We start from the raw sequence: 23,117 nt of genomic DNA on the forward strand, positions 1-23,117 counted from the left end.
TGTAAGAGAGTCAATCCTTCGAAAAAGTCAAGACATATTTCTTCACCAAACCATATCTAGCTAGGGGGAACGAACGTTATGACGTATATTATAAGACCAGTTCTTAAGGGGGAAAGGGGCCGCAAGGCTCCCTACCTACCTAACAATTAGTAAATATACACAAAGGGGAAATGTTATATGAATGAAACATACTTATTTGGGTTTACAGAGGCAAAAGAGAATGAACTGAAGATAATGTTGGATATTTATAATCATTACATAGTGAATTCTACAGCCACATTTGATTGGGATAAAATCACATTAGAAGAATTCAAAAATCGTATATTCCTGAACAATAATAAATATAAAATATTTTTAATTTATATTAATAATGAATTGATAGGTTTCTGTTTCTTAACACGATTTCGAGAAAAAATAGCCTATGATAAGACTGTAGAATTAGGGTTATATTTAAAACCTCAATTCACAGGAAAAGGATATGGTAAAGAAATAGTCAGATATATGGAAAATATAGCGAGACTAAATCAATTTGAAACTATAATTGTATCTATTTCCGGAGAGAATGTTGCAAGTCTTAAATTATTCAGAAAGTTGGAATATGAACAATGTTCGCATTACAAAGGTATTGCTATAAAATTTGGAAGGAAAATAGATATAATGGATTTCCAAAAAGTAATTTGATAAGGTATAACAAGACATAATAATTGTAACTATTCAATAGCCAAAGTAGAGGTTTGATTCTAGTGAAATTGGACAATTTATGAGTGAAGTCTTAGCTTACGGTACTGCTGTTATAATTGAAAAGGATTAGGGACTATGGTAAAAGCATTATTTTTTTATATTTTGATCCAATTATGTTTTCTTATTTTAGCTGTTATATCCTTAGTAGTTTGGGATAAAAGGTATAAGAAAAACCATGGATTAAATATTCCTGCAGGCTTTGAGAAAACTGAAGAGATAATTGTGGACCCAAGCAATGGTAAAAAGTCCAGAGTTTATTATAATCCTAGTACAGGAGAGAGATTTTATCATGAAGAATATAGTGATCGTTAAATTCTCTCGTATACCTATAGAAAAATAGCTTTATGAAAATATAGCAGATTCTATTTGGCTGAGTGATGAAGTTGCTGTAAAAGACATAATGCAACTGTATTATATTGGAGAGTTAACAGCAAGCGTTGCAGGTATAATTGCTATGGCTTAATATAAAATGTTGTACATATGGAGGTATTTATTTTGAAAAAGATATTTATCAATTATTTATCAAATATATTTTTATTAGTAATAGGATTTTCAGGTATAATAATTGTTAATTTTGCTACACATGGCAGATATAAGTATCTTTTTTTATTAATACCTTTAGTATGTATATTAGCAGCAGTATTATATGTAAGGCAAATTTTAATTTTAAAAGAAACACTTAATGAATTTACTAGGAGATGGGGGAAAAGAGTAGATAGAAAAAGAAATTTTCATAATATAAGACATGCTTTCGATTATATAAAATCCCAAAAAGATTTTTATTTGGATGATCAAACTTGGAGTGATCTTACTATGGATGAGGTTTTTTCTATTGTAGATAGGACATTGACATCTCCAGGTGAAGAAATATTATATAGTATACTTAAAACTCCAATATTTGATGAAGAAATATTAAAAAATAGAGATAAAATTATAAGTGTATTTGAAAAAAATATAGAATCAAGAGAGTCTTTAGCTCTGGAACTTATAAAAATTAATAAAAAAGATAAAGTTGATATACCGTCATTATTATGGAAAGATATAGATATGGATCTGAGATGGAAACCAATATGTAAAGTATTGAGCATTATCCCATATATAGTACCTGTAATAATATTGCTGGCTTTCAAAGATATAAGGGTAATGATTGCAACATATATAGTTCTTATTATTATAAATATATTAATACATATTAAACTTAATAATAAAATTTATATGTATTCTTCTTCTATTGGATATCTAAATAATTTAATATGCGCATCAAATAAAATTTCTAAATTAGACATAAAAGAATTGAGAGATTATAAAGAAATACTTAATCAGTGTCTAAAACCAGTAAAAAGCATAAGTAAAAAAGCTTATCAAGTTAACAGAATAGAAGGTACAGGTAATGCTTTTACTGAATTATTCTATATGATTTCTCTAATTAAAGAAAATGAATTTTTTTCATGTATAAAAGTTATAAATAACCATAAAAAGGATTTAAAAAAAATTTATATAAGTATTGGGGAATTAGATGCTTTTTTATCTATAGCTTCCTATAGGTGCAGTTTGAATAATTACTGTAATCCTCAGTTTACGAGTAGAAGTAAATATTTTAGTGCTGAGGATATAATACATCCACTTCTAGAAAAAGCTGTACCAAATTCAATTAGTATGGATAGCAAGGGTATAATTTTAACTGGTTCAAATATGTCAGGAAAATCTACTTTTCTAAGAACAATAGGTGTAAATACTGTTTTAGCTCAAAGCATATATACAGTAACAGCTTCAAGTTACCATAGTGGTTTTTTTAAGGTTATGACTTCTATAAGTCCAGAAGATAACATAATGATTGGTAAAAGTTATTATTTTAGAGAAGCTGAAGCTATACTCAGAATAATACGAGAGAAAAGGGATAATTATAATATACTTTGTGTAATTGACGAAGTATTTAGAGGAACAAATCCAATCGAAAGAGTTAATGCGTCTATAGAAATATTAAATTATTTTCAAAGAAATGATATTCTTGCAATAGTTGCTACGCATGATATGGAACTTGCAGAGGAATTAAAGGATAAATATGGACTTTACTATTTTATAGAAAATATAAATGAGCAAGGAATGATTTTTGATTATAAATTAAGAAATGGCATATGTAAAAGTAGGAATGCAGTGAAACTACTTAAAATACTTCATTACCCAAAAGAAATTATAGGAAAGATTGATGGGAATGTTTAAATGAAAATTAATTGTTTATTATTACTGAATAACTGTTATTCTTTTATAACTTCTTTATTAACCAAGAGATATGTGTAATATTTCATAAATTGTACCTAAATCATGAAGTTGGTAAGGCGTTTCTTTAAAAAAATATATTTTACTAAAGCGCCATTTGTCTGGATTATAGATAAAAGTTTCTCCAAGAATTTCATAGTTAATTTCTAAATCTAATTGTTCTTCCTTAAAAGTAGTTAAACTAGCACTTTCAGGTATTGTGCCTGTTATTTCAAGAGCGTGTGTACTATCAGCGAAATTTGACTTTATTTTGGTGTATAATGGAATCCCAATATTAATCTGCTGCCAACCAAAAGAATTAAGAATGTTATCATAATACCCGTCAAAGAGAAACTTATTCATGCCAACATTAGTATTTCAAATATAAAAAGGAGAATATGAAGCAGATTATATAAAGGTGTGCGGTTATATAGAATATGTAATAAATAGCTATGAAGATAAAAAATATTATTTAGATCAATTTGAGAAAGACTATATCAGCAGTTTTATCAAATAAAACCAGGAGATACCTATGATAAGTTAAAGATATGTATATAATTTAAATAAAAGAGTTGGAAGCATGATAGCAAGAATGGAGAAGTAAATATTATCGCATTAAATTTGACATCAGAACATGCGTTTGCTATCCTATTTATAAGTAGAGGGTATTGAATAAAATTAATTCATACTTTTCATATAGATTGCAAGAATTATTTATGTAAAAGTTCTAATGGAGGAAATTTTAGTGGATAAAGTTATAATGCACGTGGATATGGATGCTTTTTTTGCATCAGTTGAAGTAATGGATAATAGAAGTCTTAGAGGAAAACCTGTAATTGTTGGAGGGATATCTGAAAGAGGTGTGGTTGCCACCTGCTCCTATGAGGCAAGAACTTTTGGAGTAAGGAGCGCAATGCCTATTTACATGGCTAAAGCTAAATGTCATAATGGAATTTTTCTTCCTGTTAGATATGAAAGATACAAGGAAATATCCAATAAAATATTTAGTGTTTTTAATGAAATAACCTCACTTATAGAACCATTAAGTATAGATGAAGCCTATTTAGATTTAACTCACGTAAATAAAGATTCCCTATACATAGCAAGATTTATAAAAAATAGAGTAAAAAAAGAAACTGGACTCAACATTTCTATAGGCTTATCCTATAATAAGTTTTTAGCCAAATTAGCTTCAGATTGGAACAAACCAAATGGCCTTAAAATAATAAAAAAAAGTGATGTTCCAAACATTCTATTTTCTCTATCTATAGATAAAGTTCATGGTTTAGGCAAAAAATCTGTAAAAAATCTTAATGATATTGGTATTTTTACTATAGAAGAATTGTATAAGCTTCCAGTAGCTTTTTTAATAGATTTATTCGGAAAATTTGGAGCTGAAATATACGATAGAATACGGGGTATTGATAATCGAGAAGTTAAAATTTTTAGAGAAAGAAAATCTATTGGCAAAGAAACCACTTTTCTTAATGATACTGATGATAAAGATGATATAAAACCATATATTAAAAGTTTCGCTAGTTCTATTGCAAGCATTATGGAAAGTAAAAGTTTAAGTGGAAAAAATATTACTATAAAAATAAAAACCTCATCTTTTATTAATCATACTAAAAGCAAAACTTTGACACGTTATATACATAGAGAAGAAGATATATACAAGGAAGCTTGTAATATTTTAGAAAAGTTAAAACTAGAAGAAAAAATAAGATTAATTGGTCTATCAATTTCGTCTTTTAAAGAAAAAAAGATTGAACAATTGTCGTTATTTTAGGAAATGGCCTTACGGCATTATCTTATATATAATTAATACGGACTAGTAGATAAATGCGTACTAAAAAAATTTCAGGAGTTGTAAATATGAAAAGATTTGTTGGATTTAGAATATTAAAAACAGCAATAGGTTCAGCACTTGCTATAATTATTGCTGAATATTTAGGTTTAAAATATGCAGCAGCAGCTGGAATTATAACCATTTTAAGCATTCAAAATACTAAAAAAACGTCTATAAAGCTAGCATTTCAAAGGATTGAGTCTACTATTTTAGCATTACTAATATCAAGTATATTATTTTTAATCTTTGGATATAACCCTGTTGTATTTGGCATATACTTAATTATTTTTATCCCACTTACTGTATTCTTAAAGATTACTGATGGAATTGTTGTAAGCTCAGTTTTAGTTACGCATTTACTAGCTCAGAAGTCATCATCTATGTTTTGGATAAAAAATGAACTTTTACTTATGACTGTGGGTGCAGGAATTGGAATAATTTTAAATATCTACATGCCTAAAATAGAAAATGAAATCAAAGAAACTCAAAAAAATATTGAAGAACATATGCGTATAATTTTATTTCATATGGCAGAAGCTCTAAGAAAGCAATCGGTACATATTGAAGAAGAAAGGCTCTTTAATGAGCTAAAAGCAATATTGGAAGAAGGAAAAGATAGAGCATATAGACATTTAAACAATTATATTATTAATGATGTAAAATATTATGTTTATTATATGGAAATGAGAACTTTACAATATGAAATATTAAAATATATGAGAAGTCATTTTATTAAGTTTTACTTGACCTTAGAGCAGACTGAAGTTGTAGCAGCTTTTACTGAAAAGATTGCATTAAATTTCGGAGAATATAATACTGCTGAAGAACTTTTAAAGGAATTAAATGAAATTATATATATGTTTAAGGCTCAGGAACTTCCCAAGACAAGAGATGAATTTGAAAATAGAGCAATGCTTTTTCAATTTTTAAATGACTTGGAAGCACTTTTAGAATTAAAGAAAAAATTTTGGACTTATGTCAATATATCAGACACAAAAAGTTGAACTTTTTAGGGTAATGGCAGAATCTGTGTCATGTACTGAATGGAAATAGCAATAGACGAATTTAAACATGCTGCAATACTTTTAAATTTATATCAGGATTATTCTCCATACATTCTCCTTATTTAGGAACTCTCATTTTCTTTTTAGATTATGGGAGTTTTTATTTTGCAGGAATTGATTCATTCTTACATACCTAGTTTTGGCTAGGAGATCCTATCTCATATATCTATTTTCCGTTTAAACGGGTTTTAAGAGTATATTAAATTTAATGGTGAAAAAAGGGCCAAAAATCTGGTCCTTTCTTTATACGAATTAAAAGTGTACTTCCTATAGTTGTAAAATTTTTAATTGTACCTTACGGTATTGGTCTTGGTATTGGTCGTGGTTTTGGTCTTGGTTCTGGTTGAAACACTCCTATAAATAAAACATGCCCATGCATTAAAGTCATTGCATCTGGTGTTACTTGGAAAATCTCTTTATCTGCAACAGAAGCAGGCAAAAAAATAATAAGAACACGGACATGAGGAATATTCCCTGATGGTTGTGTCTGTAATTCCAATCCGTTTTCTAAAAGGTTGACATATTCATCTTGTGTTAACGGAGTTTCCTTGGCCTTAGGTCCTTCTCCTATTATCAAAGTAGCATAAGGTTCATTAGCCATAGAATCTCACCTCCTTGATAATATAATATGAGTATTGGCTTTAAAAGGTGTGGTTATAATAACTATACTTTTGTTTGGCGTTTTAATACGTTTTAAGAGCGTTTTAAATCGATCAATGATATTCTGAAATTGTTTTCGCATAGCTTATACAAGACGTGAGGCTATATAATTATATTGGATTTAAATATTAATTTATGGATATTTACACCTAAACGCAATTTTGCTTTCAGTGGATAAACCATTGGTATTGCTAACTTTGAGAATATATATTTTGCCCATTTTTTTGCCCCTTATAGTTTAAAATAAATGGGTATAAATCAATATTGACTAAAAATTAAAATGGCTATATAACAGGGTTTAGAGAGGTGCTGGAATTATATAAATTTAATTCTTTCGTTTCTGAAGGTCGAGGGTCCGACTCCCCCTGGGTGCATCAAAGCCTTGATACAGGCCAGTTTACGCATGATGTAGATTCGCTTGTATTTTTATTTTCCCTCAAAAGTTATAGAAACATTTAGTTTCTTTTAGAAGAGGATAGTTTATAAATTTAGTAAGACCAATAGTTATAGCCAATTCTAGAAGAATATAATTTGATTGTAAACAAACAAAATGGTTGGGGTTCGAATCCTCTCTGATGCACCATTGGAAACCTTGTGAAATCAATACTTCGCAGTTTTTTTTATTCTCTATGAATTTTGATTCTAAATATTCAAAAGGGGTGAAGGTTAATATTCACCCCCATTATCATAAATCTTGCCCATTGGTACAATTTTATTTAATGCAAATCAATTATTCTTTATAACAATAAGCATTATCTAAAGAATCATTAAAAAAAGAAAAATGGGAAGAATGGGAAGAATGGGAAAAATGGGAAGAAAAATCTACGGCGACTACGGAAACCATCTGGATCAACAGGAGGATCATCATAAGATCCAACAGCCATATCATCCATAGTAGAATAAATAACTCCGTCGTCTGACATATAAGCTACAGGGTTACCATTATAATCTAAAATCATTCGATCTGCAATGTAACCCATAATGTTATTATCTTTGTTATAAATTGTGTTTTCTTTTAAATAGCCACAACTTCTACCACGTCCATCATATATTTTTTCCATACATTTACCACCTTTTTATAATAATTTGTTATAATTGTACAAGAAAATCTAGCTAGTATAGTATATGGATTAGAGAATATTATGTTAACAATGAATTGTTTAAAAGGAAATAGATATAAACTTATTGATAATTGGAATTCTTAAACATAAAATTAGCACTTTTAATTGTTGATATATCTGATTTGTATATAAATGAATCAAGAAATGATATTGTTAGAGTAGTTGCTGTAATAAAAGACAATAGGTAATAATAAATTATTACGAATTAGAATTGATAATAAAATGGGAAAGATGATGAACAATTTATGATATGAGATACAAGTATGTCTATTCAAAGATGAAAAGGATAACGAAAATATTGGAGACTAATCAATGAAAATTATTTAAACAAAATTATTTTCATGGTTTAGTCTCTTTTCCCAAGTTAGTTAAGCTAAACTATTTGTAAATTGAGTAAATTGCACAATTAAGTTTTTCTAAATTACAAATTGTAACTGTTTATTTTATTAAAAAAAGTAATAGCAAAGATAGGTACTACTGTACCTGTGGATAACTTTAAAAATTTAAATTATAATTAATTACGCTACTTTTAAGTCGTCAGACTTTTGGGTGATTGCAATAGTATGTGAAACTAGAAACATACAATTAATAAAAGATTTATAGTTTTAAAATGAGAACTTAACATTAAAATAATAATATAGTATGCAGGCAACTATTTGAATATAAGAGAGAGCACTAGTGTAATACTGGTGCTTTTTCTGTGTTTAAAAAAGTGTAATTAACAGCTAATAAATATTTACAAAAGTGAAATACTACGTTAATTTTAATAAGATAATATGAAAATGTGCATAAACACATTATTTATCTATGAAAAAGCTTCCGACACATTACCAGTAGAAATGCTGGTGTTTTGTTATATAAAAGAAGAAATTTTGAATAGGACATAGTATTAAAATTCTTACAATAGGGGTAAAATAATGAGAATACATAGATATAGACATAAAAGAGGGTTTTATTACAAAGGTAGGGGAAGAAGAAGTGGCATATATTATTATATAAGACAAGGGTGCTTGTTACCTATATTAAGCATATTAATTATTATTTCGATTATTATATTTTGGATTATTTAAATAATTGAACAAAAGAAGGAAACTATTTTAGTTATGTAGAAGACATATGGTGAAAGGTGAGTGGTAGTATGGATATAAATGATGAAAGATTATATAAAAGTATACCAGTAGAGAGCTATAAAATTGCAACGATATGTGATATTTTAATAAAGAAAAATATTTGCACAATAGAAGAATTTAATGCTGTGGCAGACAAAATTATTGAAAATACTGAACATACAGATGGTACTTTAGAAATGGATATAAATCATATAAAAGAAAAGACACATTTAGGATAATACACTTTAAGAACTCTTAACAGGGTTCTTTTTTATTACACGAAAATAATTAAAGCCAATTAGGGGCAGGTGGGTGATTGATGACGAGACAACGAAGCCCAAATAGGATAAGGCATTTGAAATATGTAAAGAACATAAAGGAAATATAGATTTAATAAAGATAGCAGAACAATTAGGTATTTCAGATGGAACAGTAAGAGGATGGAAGAAAAAGATGAATGGGATAAGAAGTTAAACGGAACGTTCCAAAAGAAAAAGAATAATGTAAATAAAGGAGCCAGAGTTTAAAGAAGTTACTGAGATATCAAATTCAGAACTTACAGATAAACAAAGGCTCTTTTGTATTTATTATATAAAATATTTTAATGCCACTAAAGCCTATCAGAAAGCTTATGAATGTGATTATATAACTGCTAATACTAATGGACCTAGACTACTTGTAAATGTTTGTATTAAAAGCGAAATGGATTTGTATTTATTTTAATAGTTAAATATATAAAATCCATTAGAATTTCATTACCAAAATATTACCATTTACATTGAAATAATTCTTATGTACACCAATCTTTTTAAATCCAAATTTCTTATACATCGTAATTGCATTGTGGTTGCTTGCCTTAACACCGAGACTTACATTTCTTATAGTACCCCGTTCTTTTACGAACCTTAATAATTCCTAAAATCATTAGTGTATTAATATCACTATTCATACTTTTAATATATTCAATTTCTTGCTCTACAGTAAGAAGAAATTCATTTTTACCAAATAGTAAGTTTTCACTCTCTCCACCAATAATATTAAGATATTCAATCATCTTTTTTGTGTCTTCAATTGCAGGTTTTCTTAGTATTAATTCCTGACCATTTTTTAGTTGTATTTTTCTTAAAATATAACTCGATAAATGTGTACTCATAACTTCCTCCTTATTTTATATGTTTTTGTTTCGTACTATTTTTCAAAGTATGAACTAAACATTTATAAAACAATTGTACCATATAATTCCATATTTAGATAATTATCTTATTATTACTTCTCTTTCAATGAATAAATATTCAATCTTTCAAACACAGTACAGGCTGTCGAAAGTTGGATTTATAAATTGCCTTTTACACTTGATACTGCGAATTTCCTCAGTGCATAGCATTGTAGTTATAATCCAAGTAAATATAATGAAACTTCACTTCTTAAATATTGAACGATATTGTAATAAATATTAGTTCAATGTTTGTTTTGCTGAATTATTGCACATACTAGTAATGGGTAGATACCTCTTGGATTTATGATTGGGTACAAAATTAGTGTGTGGAGAATTTTGGTATGTGACTATGTTGATTTAGGAATATATTAACTTAACTGGTAAAATTATAAATTTGTAAAGTGCTGTAAAAGAAGAGCGGTGGTAGTAATATGGCAAAAATAACTTATACTATATTTACATTCAAAAGATAGTAATGTGTGAGGAGTATGAATAGACCTATGGTACATATGAGCACAAAATGTTACTGTACAAGGTTCATGTTCTGAATGTCATGGAACAAGAAAAGTAGATGATTAGACATAAAAAAATATAGATAAAAGGAGGAGAGAGTTTGCGTTTATTTGATAAATTAAAAGAAGTAGTATTAAGAGAATTTGATGATGATGATAATGATGTGAATTTTTCAAAAAAGATTTTACACTTTGTAAAGAATGAAGCAGATAGAGCAGATAGAGCAGATAAAAATAGAAATCGTATTTTAAGATTAGCTGCCAATATAGAAAATAAGAGTGACTATGAATTAAAAAGAATTTATCAAACAAGCTCTGGTGATTTGGAGATGGCGACAGGTTATCTTTTAAAGAAGAGAGGATATTAAATATAATATATTCAATCAATAATCTTATTAAAGGTTTCTCACACTTTTCCCACACAAGTTTCAGATAGCTATAGGTTTGCTTAGAATATTAAAGTAAGCAAACCTAGTAATACCAAAACTTATAGAAAAGTATAGAAAGATAAAAAGTTAATAAATTGAATCTGCTAAGCAAATGTTTGAGGCGTTCTTGATTATGAGTCAGCTTCATGAAATGCTATAGTATCTTAGTCAAGCATTTATCCTGCAAGCGGACCGCAGTGTCCAAGAGGAGATAAATTCATTGCTGGACAATACTGAGCGGCTTACCCTTCTTGACGTTGATTCTCTATTAGCACTGGATGTGGCAGATCATCGAACCAGAGTTAACATGTTGCTTAAAAATACCAGTGAGCTGGTACGTACTAAAGCCCACAGTGGAAAGAACACTCCTTCAAGAAATCGGAACGCCAACTCTCGGCGATTAGATTATTTTGGCGCAGACCTGAGAAAAACCAATCTTAGAGGTGCAGACATGAGGGGAACGTGTCTTATTGCGGCGAACCTTAGAGGAGTAGATTTGAGTGGGGCTGATCTCATTGGGGCTGATTTGCGAGATGCTGATCTCAGAGGAGCTAATCTCACAAATTGCATCTTTCTTACTCAAGCCCAGCTCAACACGGCGAAGGGTGATTCCCATACAAAGCTACCCCTGATGCTGGTTCGCCCAACTTATTGGTCAAAGTAATTAACTGCCTGATCGATATAAAAAATATCTTATAATTCAAAATTGAATAATAAGATGTTTTTTAGTTCGAAATATTCTAATTTTTCGAACTAAAAGTTATAAACAAAAGTATTAACAGGTTATCCATATAACATATAAAGAAGGAATATACTATACATATAATATATTCCTTCTCTTATTTTTCAATAATATAACTACCTTTTTAGCTAAAAGTAACTACTTGTTTTTAGCAGGAGAACCATCATGAAAGGTTGTTTTTGTGACATTCATATCCATAGTCTTTTCAGTAATGTTATTTATGGCTTTATTTTGTTTGACATTTTTAGTCTTTTTATTTCTATTCATTTTTTTACTCCTCCTATTCATAAAAATATAGCAACTTAACAGCTATATTTTTAACAAATACAATAAAAAATATTTGCAAAAGCAAAAGAAGAAGATAAACCAACATTTTTAAGTATAGGATATTCTACCTATCACTGGTGTCATGTAACCCAATTACTGCAATTTATATAAAACAAAAGACATTGAAAATCAATGTTTTAAGCTGTTTTTTGTATTGGGCTTTTAGTTTCTATAGTATTATCTTTTGTTTTTCAATTAAATAATAACCCATTTTATTAAACTCCTCTATAGCCTGTAAAGAAGGCTTGTTTAATTATATACATTATATTGAAATTGATGATATAATTGTCATATAAATAAACTATAAGTTAGTACACACTTGTAGGATATGACTACATTATACAAGGAGGATATGATGAATAAATTTTTAATTACTTTGGAAAAAGACTCTATTTGTCAAGAAGAAATTGAAAAGCAAATTGATATTTTAATAGATCAATGTAAATTGAATGATATAAAGAAAATTCTAATTATTCCGCCTGATTTTACAAGATGTTACTCTATGGCAGGAGATATTACGCAAATTTTATATCACAAGATTTCTCCATCCTGTCATGTAGACATAATGCCAGCTATTGGTACTCATATGGCAATGAATGAGGAAGAGTTAGACAAGATGTTTGGTAATGAAATTCAAAGAGATGCTTTTATAGTTCACCACTGGAAAAATGATACTGTATCACTAGGGCTAGTTCCCAAAAAATTTGTAAGCAAGCTTTCACAGGGATTATTTAATGAGGATATTGAAGTTGAAGTAAATAAACGATTGATAAGTGGTGAATACGGACTTATTTTATCAGTAGGGCAAGTAGTTCCTCACGAAGTTGTAGGAATGGCAAACTATAGTAAAAATATCTTCGTAGGATGTGGTGGTAGACAGATGATTAATAAATCACATATGCTTAGTGCTATATGCGGTATGGAAAAAGCTATGGGCGTACAAGATACACCTGCACGCCTCGTATTTGACTATGCTCAAGAACATTATTTAGCTGATTTACCTCTTATTTATATACAAACAGTTACAACTATGAAAAATAATAAAGTTGAGCTAAATGGTTTATATATAGGCAATGAAAGGACAGTATTCGAACAGGCAGTGAAACTTAGTCAAAAACTAAACATTACGTATGTAGGTAAACCTGTTAAAAAGGTAGTAGCATATCTTGATGAGCATGAGCTTAAAACTACGTGGGTAGGGAATAAAGGCATTTATAGAACAAGGAAAATCGTTGCAGACGGAGGAGAATTAATTCTCTTAGCACCTGGAATTAGAAGCTTTGGAGAAAATGAGGAAGTCAATCGTGCAATCTGTAAATATGGATATAAGGGACGTGACTATGTATTGAACTTATATAATACTGTCCCTGAAATTAAGGATAACATGATGGTTGCGGCACATTTAATTCAAGGCTCTAGCGATGAAAGATTTACAATTACTTATGCAACACAGCATTTAACTAAGGAAGAAATTGAAGGAGTTGGATTTAATTATATGCCACTTAGCGAAGCATCTAAGCTATATGATCCAGCAAAACTTGAGGATGGTTATAACATACTTGAAAATGGAGAAGAAATTTACTTTGTAAGGACACCTGCAATGGGGCTTTGGACTATTTAATTATTTGAAAATCTTTATTATAAGTTTAAGATGATTTCTAATATCTATTTTAGGGCCAGAGCTTCTATGTTAAGTGGTTCTTCTATTAGTAACAATCTGAAATCCAAATTAAATGCAAGTTTTTCAAATAAGTCTGCAGATTCTTCCATAGGCTTCATAAAGTGTTGACGGAGCACAGCTTCAATATATTCAGAGGATTTTTTGTTTTTTATAGCATCAAGCAGCAGCTTGTGTTCACTGATAATTAACTCTATATTTGGATTATCACCGTATAAAATGCGGATTAAACGGACTCGAGCATAGTGTATGACGATCATTTCCACGCATTCCCAAAGTCTGCTTTTATGACAAATATTAAACATGGCTCAAAATAGCTTAGAAAATGATGAATTTGAATTAGAATTAATATAACAACAAATATTTGGAGCAACCGTTGCTATAACAGCATATATAGTTCTTATTATTTCTGCAAATCAAGCTAGGCAAGCTATTCTTCAAAGGGAAATGGGTATACAAGTATCCAATAATTTACAACCAAATCAAATAGAAGCTTTTTCAAGTTTTCTTGTTCTCACATCGAGTATTATTTTAGGCAACGTTGCTTTTACTAGGCTTAAAGAAATGGAAAATAGTCAATTAAAATTTTCCCACACTTTTCCCACAAAAGTTTCAGATAACTCTAGTTTTGGTTAGAAAGTATAAGTAAGCAAAGCTAGTAATATCAACATTTATAGAAAAGTGCAGAAAAATAAAAAGCCATTAAAACAAATCTGAAGGCCGGAAGTTTGAGTCTCCCTGGGTACACCAAAGCCTTGATACAAGCCGGTTTACGCATGATGTAGATTCGCTTGTATTTTTATTTTCCCACAAAAGTTATAGATACATTTAGTTTCTTTTAGAAGAGCAGCTTATAAATTTAGTAAGACCAATTAGTAAGGGTAGAACATAACTATGATGGAGCGATTACTGTTTTTGTTGATAGTAGAGCAATCAACTATTACTAACACCAGAAACTTAAACGATTATTTCGGACTATTTAGTAATGTAGCTGATCAAGTTGAAATAACAAGATTTGAATATTGCTATATTTAACAATTACAAAAATATAGTAAATTAAATTTAATAGAACATATCAATAAATCTTTCTTTTATCCGAAATAATAAATAGGAAGGTGGTTATTGTGTAAACATTGTTAGATTTAAAAGATTGAGATAAAATATATTTGTACAAAAGCAGATTAAAATTAAATGATATTAAAAAAGACAAAATTGTTACGGTAAGAAATTTGAAACAAAAATTAGTAGAATATGGTTCTGATGACTTAGAAAGACTTGATTATATTTTTGAAGCCATTACTTCTCACAAAGTAATAAAAATGAATAGCGATAGTTTATTTGGTTTTAATTTTATAAAAGTAGATAATTTAAAAAAGAAAATTAACACAGAAATAGAAAATTTGCAAAACATCTTAACCTATTTATAATTTATAATAGGATACGGAGTATCACAAAGCTAGATAAATCAAGGCGTATAGATATATTTTTATAAGAGATAATTAATCAAGTTTAAGTTAAAAGAAAATTTATGAAAATGTTTACATAAATGTAAATTTATGTTAAAATATTACAAAAGGAAGAGAAAACTATTGTTAAGCGAGGTGAGTTGATATGTTATTTTTAATATCTATCTTTAGTATTGCTTTAGTGAATTGCATAATAGTAATGTCGTTATGCAAAGCTGCTTCAAAGGAAACGCCTGTCTATAACAAAAAAATTTAGGCGTATACTTTGTTAATTACTAATATCGTATATGATGAGAGTGGTGAATCTACTCTCTTTTTTATTGAATAATAGGATAATAAGTTGAAACTAAGCAGCTCTTAAAATACATTGGTACCAAGCAACATATTAGCTTCAGCTTGGGTATTAAAGATAAAGATCATAGTATATAATAATTGAAAAGCCTAGGGTGAGATGCTCTAGGTTTTATTTTTTTATAAAGTGTCGACATGTAAATACAAACATTTTAAATATAACGTGATATTATGTAATAATATATGAATTGTTATAACATAATTGAGGCGAAAAAATGAGAAAAGTATTAATTATTATCATGGTGTTTACTTTAATCATGGCCATGTTTATTTTATATTTGTATTTAATTTAGAGATATATTTGAGGGATTATTTTATACATAAAAAGTAGGCGACTTTTGCAAGCCACCTTTAAGTAGGTTAAGTGTATGCAATTTGTAAGTGCATTTAACATATTATTTAGAAAGTCGCAAAAGAGGTTAATAATGAAAAATACAATAGTAGTATTTGAAAGTTTATATAATTTATACATAAAAAATAGATGTATCTGGGGATACATCTTTAAGTAATATCATGGAATAAATCAAAAAAACTAATATTTATAATATCATATAAGATTATAATATTCAATATTAAAAGAGATGCGCCACAAGGGCACATCTGGGAGTGATATTTGTGAAAATTAGCAAACATTATTCTACTAGCAGTCTTTTATAGAGTTTAAAGGAGAAGTATAGCATAGCTAAAGCTTACACTATATATTATATGTACAAGCAGTAAAAAGGTACACCCGTAATATTGTGTACCTTTTTAGATTGGTAAATAAAAACTTTATAAAGAGATTTAATGAAAAAAGTTTCATCATAATTATATTATCGGCAGATATTGTGAATTTATACAATATTAAAAAAGATGCATCTAAATATTAACTATTAAAGTAAATATGTGTAATTTAATAAAATACCTTTAATTTAGGTATCCTTATGGTAAAATTGTTAATAATGTTTTTTTAGCAGGAGGATAAAACAAATGGCAAATATAAGATGTAAACAATGTGTGTTTAAAGATACAGAAGGTAATAAATATCCTTGTATAATTTGTAGGGAAATTATAGATTATAAAACCACTACAAATTATTTTAAATCAATATATGATAATGAAAATAATATTATTATGTCTGAAACTAAAAGAAGACTGAAAGAGAGATTATCTGCATTAGCACCTTTGGAATCAAAAGTATTTAGTAAATTTACTGTTCTTAATAGAAAAAGTATTATGCTAACTGCATTTGTATTCAATAGAAATAAAGGTATTACAATATATAAAATAATAGATAGGAATGGTGAATTAAATGAGAATGTAATTCTATTAGACAAATATTTATTTGAAGAATTAAATCAGTTCTATAAAGACAATATAAAATAAAAAGGAGTAGCTTATATAGGAGGGATCTGATTTTTTTATCCAGTATACAACTTTATTTCAAGTAAAGAATTTTTTCCATGGTACATCACCTGCCATTTTAATAGATTACATGATAAATCGTACAAAGAAAAAACGGTTATTTTTATAAATCTACCATTCGATAAATTTACAATATTTAACATTTGATTTACAGTAGCTTAATGAATCAGGAGTAGACTATTAAGTGTAAAAAGAAATGGAGATGATAAAAAGTGGCGAAAAAATCAGGTAAAAAGAAAAAACTTATAGCTGGATTAACATTAGGTATTCTTCTTTTTGGATCTGCTGGAGTTTATGCTGCACAATATGGTCCATTTGGATTCAATCTTGTAGGAGAACAACCCAATGGCTCTGTTCTAACTCCTGTTAACCAGTTGATTACACCAGCTGGTACACAAATTAAATTTGGAGGAAACCCAATTTCCGTCGCCGTCAATCCGAATGGAAAAACGGCTGCAACAATCGTTGGTAGAAATAATTATGGGGGTAAAGGAATTAACGTAGTTGATCTGGCGTCTGGAAAAATGATTAAACAAGATATAAGTTTAGGTCTTTCCTACATGTGGGGATTGGCTTATTCATCAGATGGAAGTCAACTTTATGCCACTGGCTCATCCGGAACCACAGGGAAAGTAGTTGTGATGTCCATCGGTACAGATGGAACTCCAACAATTCAAAAAAGTATTTCCTTACCAAACGCAACTGTTGGCGGAAATATCAACCCACTTGACATAAGAGTTACTCCTCAAGGCAAGCTGCTAATTGCCCTAAACCGTGATAACAGCCTTGGCGTTCTTGACCCAAAAACAGGTGCATTGACCAAAGTTGCAGTAGGTAATGCGCCAACAAGTATTTTAGTTAATGAGAATATCGCTTATGTAACCAACCAAGGGGGACGAGCAGCACAATCAGGCGACACGACGATTGATTCTTCAGGAACGAAAGTGGTTGTTGATCCTAAGACAGGTGCTACTTCCACAGGAAGCGTTTCTGTTGTTGCTCTTACTACGAACACGGTCATTAAGACAATCCCTATTGGTGTACAGCCAGAACGTATGACCCAGTCAGGTCAATATGTTTTTGTTGCAAATACAAATAGCGATACTGTTTCCGTCATTGATACGAAAACAAATAATGTGGTACAAACCATTGACATTAAGCCATATCCAAATTCTCCAAAGGGATCTGCACCAAACGCTGTAACAGTGATAGATGGTAAGTTAATGGTCAGCCTTGGTCGTGACAATGCCATTGCCGTATATGATTGGAAAGCTCCTGACGTAACCAATAATAAGGATGGCCATAATAATAACCAGCCTGAACTATTAGGACTGTTACCAACCGCATGGTTCCCAGTGGATATCGCCGTGGCTACTACTAATAAAAAATTAGTAGTAGCCAATGCAGATGGAATTGGTTCTCGCGGACCGGCACGTGATCTAACCATTCAAGGAATTACGGTAACAGGTCACTCTTCTTATGCGCAAGAAGGATCCCTTTCATTGATTCCATTTCCTAATCCTGAAGATATAGCTAAAAGTACAACGCAAGTATACGCTAACAACAACTGGTATGGCTTAAAAGATTTAAACGCGAAGCCGCGGAAAAATATAAAACCTGTGGCTATGCCCGAACGAGTGGGCGAGCCTTCAACCATTAAGCACGTATTCTATATTATAAAAGAAAACAGAACGTATGACCAAGTACTAGGTGACCTTGGAAAAGGAAATAGTGAACCAGCTTTAGCGCAGTTCCCTCAAAAAGTAACTCCTAACTTGCATAAATTAGCAAATACTTTCCCACTTCTAGATAATATGTATACTTCGGGTATCCAATCAGCAAGTGGACATCAATGGGTCATGCAAGGAACAAATACAGACTATGAAGATAAAGAAACAGATACTGGAAATGTAAAAAGTTATCCTGGTGGAGCAGGAGATGCCATGGCATATGCCCCTACAGGTCATCTTTGGGATCAAGCAGAAAAATATCAAAAATCTGTTGAGAATTTCGGGGAAGATACAACAAGCTTTACAGGTTCAGCACCATATGGAAATTGGACAGATTGGTATAAAGATTACCAAATTCTTGATGGACAACAAAAAGGTAACCTTCATGTACCAGTAGGAAACTATTCGGCTACATCTGATATTCCGTCACTTGGACCAATTACTTATAAGCCATTCCCAACATTTGATACGAATATTCCAGATCAGTACCGATTTGAAATTTTTAAACAAGAATTTGAAAAACATGTAAAAAATAAAGACTTACCAGCATTGAACACTATGTGGGTAATGGATGACCACACGGCTGGAACGTCAACAGACAATCCAACACCACAAGCAATGGTTGCTGACAATGACTTAGCCGTAGGTAAAATTGTTGACTTGATTTCACACAGTCCATACTGGAAAGATTCTGTTGTTTTTATCACAGAAGATGATGCCCAAAATGGATTAGACCACGTTGACGGCCATCGTCAGCCTGCTTACGTTATCAGCCCTTGGGTGAAGAGAGGAATTACGGATAGCCACTATTGGACTATAATTAACATGGTTCGCAGTATTGAACAAATTCTTGGAATTCCTGCTATGAACCAAAACGACTTCGCCGCAGAGCCGATGAGTGAGCTCTTCACGAATAAACCAGATTTCACACCATATAATTTTGAACAAAACCAAATTCCACTTGACACATTGAATGGACAACCAAGTTCAAATACGGCAGCACTGTCTAACACACAAAATGTAACACCTGAAGCAAAAGACCTTTCGAAACAGTGGACAGAATGGTCAAACAATAACAAAGATAAATTTTCTGGGAAACATGCAACACCAGATGCTGTTAACGCGAACATGCTTAACCATGCTGTATGGTATGCGACAAAGGGCTTTGATAAACCGTATCCAGGAGAGAAAAAGGCACTTACACCAGATGAAGTAATGAAACAACCTGAAAGCAGTGCACCATCACCTGCTGATAACGACTAATCGTTTTATATAGTTATTTCCGTAAAAAATAATTTAAAGTAGCTACCCATACAAATGGGTAGCTACTTGTATTATATAAGGCACAATATTCTTAGTGTGCCAAGAAATGAAAGGCGATTTCAAATAAAGATTTAATTATATGTTTTTCAAGTATCACTCTACTTAAATTGAAAGCTAGCTTACTCAATCAATAAGCTGATTAAAATTTCCCCACACTTTTCCAACAAAAGTTTCAGATAGCTATAGTTTTGATTAGAAGGTATAAGTAAGCAAAGCTAGTAATGTCAACATTTATAGGAAAATGTGGAAAAATAAGAGTCTATTAAAACAAATCTGAAGGTCGAGGGTTCCACTTCCACTGAGTGCACCAAAGCCTTGATATAATCTAGTTTACGGATGATGTAAATTTGCTTGTATTTTTATTTTTCTTACAAAAGTTATAGATAGATATAAAAAAATATGCAAATAAATCATTTAATTTTTCATGTTTTTTCTTTTATATTGACATTCTTGTCATAGGATAAAAAATTAGAAATTGATTTGTATGGAAATAATAAGATAACACATACTAATATGGTACTAATAAATATTACAGTAGGAACTGCTATCAGCACTGTATTCAATTTTTATACAATGACAAGCTGCTGTCTGTAATAGGACATGGACCTAAAGGGAAAGCTAACAAATACAAAATAAATCAAACATTAAACTAATTAAAGGAGGTGTTTTTTTTGAGAGCAAAAAAGTGTATTTTCACCATATTGTTTATATCAATTTTATTAGTTATATTTTATTCAATTTCAGTTTTTGCATATAATACTTTTAATGAACATACTCGATCTTCCAGAGTAGATCCCATGTACTATTCTATTGATAGTTCTGCTAATAGTTATTCAAGTGCAATTTTTGATGGCGTAGGTGCATGGAATGATTCTTCCCATTACACAAGACTTCTTTATAATTCTGATGCAGCAGATGTATTCTTTTCAGCAGATGCATTTGCAGACGAAAGTGCCCATATAATAGCTAAAACACTTTTTATTTCAGTTGACGCAGATTTTCAACTATATTCTGTAAATCCTAATGTTAGTAACTGGGATATTAATTTAATCGAAATAAATACTTTAGTAATGCCAAAATTAACTGCATATAAGCAGCAAGGAACTATGGCTCACGAGCTTGGTCATGCTATGGGACTAGCGCACAATACTAATCCCCACAGTATTATGTGTCAATTAAAAGATCACCGTGCTGTCAATTATCCTACGACTGATGATATAAATGGAATTATACATTTATATTATTAATTACAGATATACTTAAGGAGGATTTTTTTAATGAAAAAATTATTTTTAGCATTATTTTTAGTAGGAATGTTAACTTCTTCTACAGCATTTATATTACATAATAATATTAATATGTCTTCAAAAAATAAAATTACACAGCCAACAAAGAATGTAAATGACAATATACAAATGATTTATAGCGATGCTGATTTTGATAAAAATTATAACAGCATAGAAGATCTTTCAAAAGACGCAGATATTATCATACAGGGAGTTGTTTTAAAAGTAAGTTATTTTGATTATAATATTGAAACTTATACAAAATCACAAGTAAAAGTAACTAAATCATACAGTAAAAATATTAAAGAAGGAGATATTTTGACTTTTACAGAGATTGGAGGAATAACAACTCAAAAAAATTTTGTAAAAGCATTAAGTAAAAAATCAGCAAAATTCTCCCAATATGTAGAACATGCTACTGATAAACCTATAAAAAGAGTTCTTTGTGGAGCAGATGTTATGCAACCCAATCAACAAGTTCTATTATTTGCTACTAAGTCTACTATTTTGCCTGAAAATCCATATGTTCCTCTTGGAGCATTCCAAGGTAAATTCTTAATAAATGGAACAAGCATATCTCGAATAAAAAATAATGATGAGAAATCAATAATTCCTTTAAATTTTAATAAAGCCGTAATTGATCAAAAAATTCAAGCAGCTATTAAAATCAAATAAGAATTATCAATTATAAACTGCTATATTCAAACAAATAATATGGTGAAAAGTTTAAATCCAGAGGATAAAAATGGAAGCTACAAGATTATATTATTTAGATATTGTACTTTTATATTTAGAATTTATTAATCTATATTTAAGATAATAGAAATACTAAAGAGCACTCTTGAACAGGGTGCTCCTTTAAATTTATATTTAGTACATCCCAAAAGATCTATAAGGCATATGCATCATCATATGAGGTCTACGTCTTCTTCTGCGTCTTCTACGCCTTCTACGGCGTCTGCGACGAGGATCAGGATCTAGGTCATCCGCTGGGTCATCAAAATAATAAGGGTCTGGGTCATCATAGTAATCATCTGGATCATCAGCATAAGCGTCGTCATAACCATCATCGTAGCCGTCGTCGTTAACCATCATCATACATCATCATTGGATAATAAGCTGTATGCGGTGCCATAGAAGGCATATTAGGATATTTTTTATTAACATGATGGTATGGCTTAGGATTCATAGAAGGCCCAAGATTCATAGAAGGATTAGGATTCATAGAAGGTCCAGGATTCATAGAAGGACTAACGCGATCTTCGCCAATCTCCTGATTATTATTGTTAATGTCTGAATCTCTATTGTAAGTATTATAGTACATAATTACCTCCATAAAATTTACTACATAAATAGGTTATGTGAAATTATAAAATACGTTACAAGAATAGAATAAAAGTAAATTTTAAATAATATCATAAATATATAGGATATCCCTTGTATGTAAATACAGAGAGGGCACTGGCAGAAATGCTGATGTTTTTTCATGTTTAGAATTTATTAATCTATATTTAAGATAATAGAAATATTATTGATATAAAACTGTAACATTGAATAGGTATTATAAAATCATACTAAAAAAACACATTTATATGAAAACCTCACGATCTAAAACAGAACACCATCAGAAATGTTGGTGTTTTGTTGTGTTTAAAATAAAAAAGGCACTTACAGACATACGGTGAAAGGTGGGGTGATTGATGTCGAGACAACGAAGCCAAAATAGGGATAAGGCATTTGGAATATATCTAGAAGCTCCAGTATGTCGCTATAAGTACTGACGGCTTCACTCACAAATTCATATTAATATGCATTTTATATAATATGTTAAAATTTAAGGAATATAATGCTCTA

The 23,117-nt window shown here is 30.0% G+C and carries 24 protein-coding genes and 3 pseudogenes; 20 read left to right on the forward strand and 7 right to left on the reverse strand.

Going from position 1 to position 23,117, the window contains the following annotated elements; genetic code table 11:
* Positions 1–177: 177 nt before the first annotated feature.
* From CLOPA_RS07420 to CLOPA_RS07430, 4 genes and pseudogenes are all read left to right on the forward strand, one after another.
* Entirely contained in the window at positions 178–681 is a 504-nt protein-coding gene (locus CLOPA_RS07420) for a GNAT family N-acetyltransferase (protein ID WP_015614818.1), read from the forward strand.
* Positions 682–736: 55 nt separating this feature from the next.
* Positions 737–811: pseudogene (locus CLOPA_RS26630) on the forward strand (hypothetical protein); the annotation flags it as partial.
* Positions 812–816: 5 nt separating this feature from the next.
* Entirely contained in the window at positions 817–1,053 is a 237-nt protein-coding gene (locus CLOPA_RS07425) for a hypothetical protein (RefSeq protein WP_015614819.1), read from the forward strand.
* Between the two features lie 183 nt (positions 1,054–1,236).
* Positions 1,237–2,961, forward strand: a complete 1,725-nt coding sequence (locus tag CLOPA_RS07430) for a MutS-related protein (protein ID WP_015614820.1) — start codon at positions 1,237–1,239, stop codon at positions 2,959–2,961.
* A 57-nt stretch (positions 2,962–3,018) separates the two neighbouring features.
* On the opposite strand, the gene CLOPA_RS07435 is transcribed toward CLOPA_RS07430, so the two are convergent.
* Entirely contained in the window at positions 3,019–3,360 is a 342-nt protein-coding gene (locus CLOPA_RS07435) for a DUF4865 family protein (protein ID WP_051115623.1), read from the reverse strand.
* 382 nt (positions 3,361–3,742) lie between these two features.
* On the opposite strand from CLOPA_RS07435, the gene CLOPA_RS07440 reads away from it, so the two are divergent.
* Both CLOPA_RS07440 and CLOPA_RS07445 read left to right on the forward strand, forming a co-directional pair.
* Positions 3,743–4,786, forward strand: a complete 1,044-nt coding sequence (locus CLOPA_RS07440) for a DNA polymerase IV (protein WP_015614821.1) — start codon at positions 3,743–3,745, stop codon at positions 4,784–4,786.
* A gap of 86 nt (positions 4,787–4,872) precedes the next feature.
* Positions 4,873–5,850: an aromatic acid exporter family protein gene (locus tag CLOPA_RS07445; RefSeq protein WP_155241882.1), complete on the forward strand. Its 978-nt coding sequence runs from the start codon at positions 4,873–4,875 to the stop codon at positions 5,848–5,850.
* Positions 5,851–6,205: 355 nt separating this feature from the next.
* On the opposite strand, the gene CLOPA_RS07450 is transcribed toward CLOPA_RS07445, so the two are convergent.
* Complete coding sequence (locus CLOPA_RS07450; RefSeq protein ID WP_015614823.1) at positions 6,206–6,511, reverse strand: hypothetical protein; 306 nt, start codon at positions 6,509–6,511, stop codon at positions 6,206–6,208.
* Positions 6,512–7,337: 826 nt separating this feature from the next.
* Positions 7,338–7,631 carry a 4-fold beta flower protein gene (locus tag CLOPA_RS07455; protein WP_015614824.1) on the reverse strand — a complete coding sequence of 98 codons (294 nt, stop codon included), beginning with the start codon at positions 7,629–7,631 and terminating at the stop codon, positions 7,338–7,340.
* Between the two features lie 1,198 nt (positions 7,632–8,829).
* Between CLOPA_RS07455 and CLOPA_RS07460 the strand changes: the two genes are divergently transcribed.
* From CLOPA_RS07460 to CLOPA_RS25975, 3 genes are all read left to right on the forward strand, one after another.
* Positions 8,830–9,039, forward strand: coding sequence for a hypothetical protein (locus CLOPA_RS07460; protein WP_015614825.1), 210 nt, complete (start codon positions 8,830–8,832; stop codon positions 9,037–9,039).
* Positions 9,040–9,193: 154 nt separating this feature from the next.
* The gene (locus CLOPA_RS25970; protein WP_242834315.1) at positions 9,194–9,274 is read left to right on the forward strand and encodes a hypothetical protein; all 81 of its coding nucleotides are present in this window, start codon (positions 9,194–9,196) and stop codon (positions 9,272–9,274) included.
* Positions 9,275–9,391: 117 nt separating this feature from the next.
* Positions 9,392–9,523, forward strand: a complete 132-nt coding sequence (locus CLOPA_RS25975; RefSeq protein WP_242834316.1) for a terminase small subunit — start codon at positions 9,392–9,394, stop codon at positions 9,521–9,523.
* Positions 9,524–9,656: 133 nt separating this feature from the next.
* Here CLOPA_RS25975 and CLOPA_RS25980 read toward each other — a convergent pair whose 3' ends face one another.
* Entirely contained in the window at positions 9,657–9,953 is a 297-nt protein-coding gene (locus tag CLOPA_RS25980) for a hypothetical protein (protein ID WP_051115624.1), read from the reverse strand.
* 676 nt (positions 9,954–10,629) lie between these two features.
* Between CLOPA_RS25980 and CLOPA_RS07470 the strand changes: the two genes are divergently transcribed.
* Positions 10,630–10,896, forward strand: a complete 267-nt coding sequence (locus tag CLOPA_RS07470; protein ID WP_015614826.1) for a hypothetical protein — start codon at positions 10,630–10,632, stop codon at positions 10,894–10,896.
* A 157-nt stretch (positions 10,897–11,053) separates the two neighbouring features.
* Positions 11,054–11,620: pseudogene (locus CLOPA_RS07475) on the forward strand (pentapeptide repeat-containing protein); the annotation flags it as partial.
* A 216-nt stretch (positions 11,621–11,836) separates the two neighbouring features.
* On the opposite strand, the gene CLOPA_RS26450 reads toward CLOPA_RS07475, so the two are convergent.
* On the reverse strand, positions 11,837–11,965 hold the full coding sequence (locus CLOPA_RS26450; protein WP_015614668.1) for a hypothetical protein: 129 nt from the start codon (positions 11,963–11,965) through the stop codon (positions 11,837–11,839).
* Between the two features lie 72 nt (positions 11,966–12,037).
* Here CLOPA_RS26450 and CLOPA_RS26780 point away from each other — a divergent pair.
* Positions 12,038–12,130 (forward strand): annotated as a pseudogene (locus CLOPA_RS26780) (DUF255 domain-containing protein); the annotation flags it as partial.
* Positions 12,131–12,380: 250 nt separating this feature from the next.
* Positions 12,381–13,646: a lactate racemase domain-containing protein gene (locus CLOPA_RS07480; protein ID WP_015614827.1), complete on the forward strand. Its 1,266-nt coding sequence runs from the start codon at positions 12,381–12,383 to the stop codon at positions 13,644–13,646.
* Positions 13,647–13,690: 44 nt separating this feature from the next.
* On the opposite strand, the gene CLOPA_RS07485 is transcribed toward CLOPA_RS07480, so the two are convergent.
* Complete coding sequence (locus tag CLOPA_RS07485; RefSeq protein ID WP_041710833.1) at positions 13,691–13,963, reverse strand: hypothetical protein; 273 nt, start codon at positions 13,961–13,963, stop codon at positions 13,691–13,693.
* Between the two features lie 187 nt (positions 13,964–14,150).
* Between CLOPA_RS07485 and CLOPA_RS25530 the strand changes: the two genes are divergently transcribed.
* The 6 genes from CLOPA_RS25530 to CLOPA_RS07510 all read left to right on the forward strand — a co-directional run bounded on the left by CLOPA_RS25530 (position 14,151) and on the right by CLOPA_RS07510 (position 21,938).
* Positions 14,151–14,339 (forward strand): hypothetical protein, encoded by a 189-nt coding sequence (locus tag CLOPA_RS25530; RefSeq protein ID WP_172638602.1) that lies wholly within the window; start codon positions 14,151–14,153, stop codon positions 14,337–14,339.
* A 530-nt stretch (positions 14,340–14,869) separates the two neighbouring features.
* A complete protein-coding gene (locus tag CLOPA_RS07490; protein WP_015614828.1) occupies positions 14,870–15,130 on the forward strand; it encodes a hypothetical protein in 261 nt (86 codons plus the stop codon).
* A gap of 1,359 nt (positions 15,131–16,489) precedes the next feature.
* On the forward strand, positions 16,490–16,885 hold the full coding sequence (locus tag CLOPA_RS07495; RefSeq protein ID WP_015614829.1) for a hypothetical protein: 396 nt from the start codon (positions 16,490–16,492) through the stop codon (positions 16,883–16,885).
* 251 nt (positions 16,886–17,136) lie between these two features.
* A complete protein-coding gene (locus CLOPA_RS07500; protein ID WP_015614830.1) occupies positions 17,137–19,917 on the forward strand; it encodes a bifunctional YncE family protein/alkaline phosphatase family protein in 2,781 nt (926 codons plus the stop codon).
* Positions 19,918–20,648: 731 nt separating this feature from the next.
* On the forward strand, positions 20,649–21,224 hold the full coding sequence (locus CLOPA_RS07505) for a matrixin family metalloprotease (RefSeq protein WP_015614831.1): 576 nt from the start codon (positions 20,649–20,651) through the stop codon (positions 21,222–21,224).
* 30 nt (positions 21,225–21,254) lie between these two features.
* Complete coding sequence (locus CLOPA_RS07510) at positions 21,255–21,938, forward strand: hypothetical protein (RefSeq protein WP_015614832.1); 684 nt, start codon at positions 21,255–21,257, stop codon at positions 21,936–21,938.
* Positions 21,939–22,347: 409 nt separating this feature from the next.
* On the opposite strand, the gene CLOPA_RS25985 is transcribed toward CLOPA_RS07510, so the two are convergent.
* Positions 22,348–22,587, reverse strand: coding sequence for a hypothetical protein (locus CLOPA_RS25985; RefSeq protein WP_015614834.1), 240 nt, complete (start codon positions 22,585–22,587; stop codon positions 22,348–22,350).
* A gap of 376 nt (positions 22,588–22,963) precedes the next feature.
* Here CLOPA_RS25985 and CLOPA_RS26785 point away from each other — a divergent pair, with 376 nt between their 5' ends.
* Entirely contained in the window at positions 22,964–23,044 is an 81-nt protein-coding gene (locus CLOPA_RS26785; RefSeq protein WP_080648290.1) for a phage terminase small subunit-related protein, read from the forward strand.
* The last annotated feature ends 73 nt before the right edge of the window (positions 23,045–23,117 follow it).

It is taken from the genome of Clostridium pasteurianum BC1 (genome assembly GCF_000389635.1).
GTDB classification, from domain to species: Bacteria; Bacillota; Clostridia; order Clostridiales; family Clostridiaceae; genus Clostridium_I; species Clostridium_I pasteurianum_A.

Coding starts and splice junctions, on each gene's coding strand:
- CLOPA_RS07420 (WP_015614818.1), top strand. CDS start 178: ATGAATGAAACATACTTATTTGGGTTTACAGAGGCAAAAGAGAATGAA.
- CLOPA_RS07425 (WP_015614819.1), top strand. CDS start 817: ATGGTAAAAGCATTATTTTTTTATATTTTGATCCAATTATGTTTTCTT.
- CLOPA_RS07435 (WP_051115623.1), bottom strand. CDS start 3,360: ATGAATAAGTTTCTCTTTGACGGGTATTATGATAACATTCTTAATTCT.
- CLOPA_RS07445 (WP_155241882.1), top strand. CDS start 4,873: ATGAAAAGATTTGTTGGATTTAGAATATTAAAAACAGCAATAGGTTCA.
- CLOPA_RS07450 (WP_015614823.1), bottom strand. CDS start 6,511: ATGGCTAATGAACCTTATGCTACTTTGATAATAGGAGAAGGACCTAAG.
- CLOPA_RS07455 (WP_015614824.1), bottom strand. CDS start 7,631: ATGGAAAAAATATATGATGGACGTGGTAGAAGTTGTGGCTATTTAAAA.
- CLOPA_RS07460 (WP_015614825.1), top strand. CDS start 8,830: ATGGATATAAATGATGAAAGATTATATAAAAGTATACCAGTAGAGAGC.
- CLOPA_RS25980 (WP_051115624.1), bottom strand. CDS start 9,953: ATGAGTACACATTTATCGAGTTATATTTTAAGAAAAATACAACTAAAA.
- CLOPA_RS26450 (WP_015614668.1), bottom strand. CDS start 11,965: ATGAATAGAAATAAAAAGACTAAAAATGTCAAACAAAATAAAGCCATA.
- CLOPA_RS07480 (WP_015614827.1), top strand. CDS start 12,381: ATGAATAAATTTTTAATTACTTTGGAAAAAGACTCTATTTGTCAAGAA.
- CLOPA_RS07485 (WP_041710833.1), bottom strand. CDS start 13,963: ATGATCGTCATACACTATGCTCGAGTCCGTTTAATCCGCATTTTATAC.
- CLOPA_RS25530 (WP_172638602.1), top strand. CDS start 14,151: ATGGGTATACAAGTATCCAATAATTTACAACCAAATCAAATAGAAGCT.
- CLOPA_RS07495 (WP_015614829.1), top strand. CDS start 16,490: ATGGCAAATATAAGATGTAAACAATGTGTGTTTAAAGATACAGAAGGT.
- CLOPA_RS07510 (WP_015614832.1), top strand. CDS start 21,255: ATGAAAAAATTATTTTTAGCATTATTTTTAGTAGGAATGTTAACTTCT.
- CLOPA_RS25985 (WP_015614834.1), bottom strand. CDS start 22,587: ATGTACTATAATACTTACAATAGAGATTCAGACATTAACAATAATAAT.
- CLOPA_RS26785 (WP_080648290.1), top strand. CDS start 22,964: ATGTCGAGACAACGAAGCCAAAATAGGGATAAGGCATTTGGAATATAT.